Raw genomic sequence first — 449 nt, 5'->3', positions numbered from 1 at the left:
CAATGGACAGCGCGACACCAGAGCCGTCACCACCGAACGTCTCTGCGTCGCCGGTGTACCTGACAAAGTCAGCCGCGTCGCCCAGCGCCACGGTCGCGGTCTGGCCGGTCGCGCCGTCGTTACCGTACGCGTCCGTCAGCTCCGACAGCGTGACCGTGTATTCGCCGGGCTGGCTCACGGTGTACTTGACTCTGTAGGTAAACGACGAGCCGCTGTTGTCGAGGTTCAACTGCTCGACGTTTTCGACAGTGCCGGGTCCGGACACGCCCAGTGTCACGTCACTCGCTTGAATCGAGGTCTGCTCTGTCGCTTCGAGTGTCACAGTGAACGTTCGGCTGCCGGTCTCGGTCGCGGTGAAGGAATCGACCGCCGGAGCGGTCGTGTCCTTCGGCGTCTGGTCATTTGTGACGGAATCGCCGCGGTTCCCCACGTCGTCTTCGACGACCGCC

At 63.7% G+C, this 449-nt stretch carries 1 protein-coding gene; it reads right to left on the bottom strand.

The annotated features are described in order from the left end of the window. Window positions 1–449: hypothetical protein (locus C5C07_RS21485; RefSeq protein ID WP_158546627.1), on the bottom strand; the 449-nt coding region annotated here is incomplete at both ends.

Origin of the sequence: Haloferax sp. Atlit-4N (assembly GCF_003383025.1) — an archaeon.
Classification (GTDB): Archaea; Halobacteriota; Halobacteria; order Halobacteriales; family Haloferacaceae; genus Haloferax; species Haloferax gibbonsii.
The sequence above is the reverse complement of the archived record's forward strand: the minus strand, read 5'-3'. Positions and strand labels throughout refer to the sequence as shown.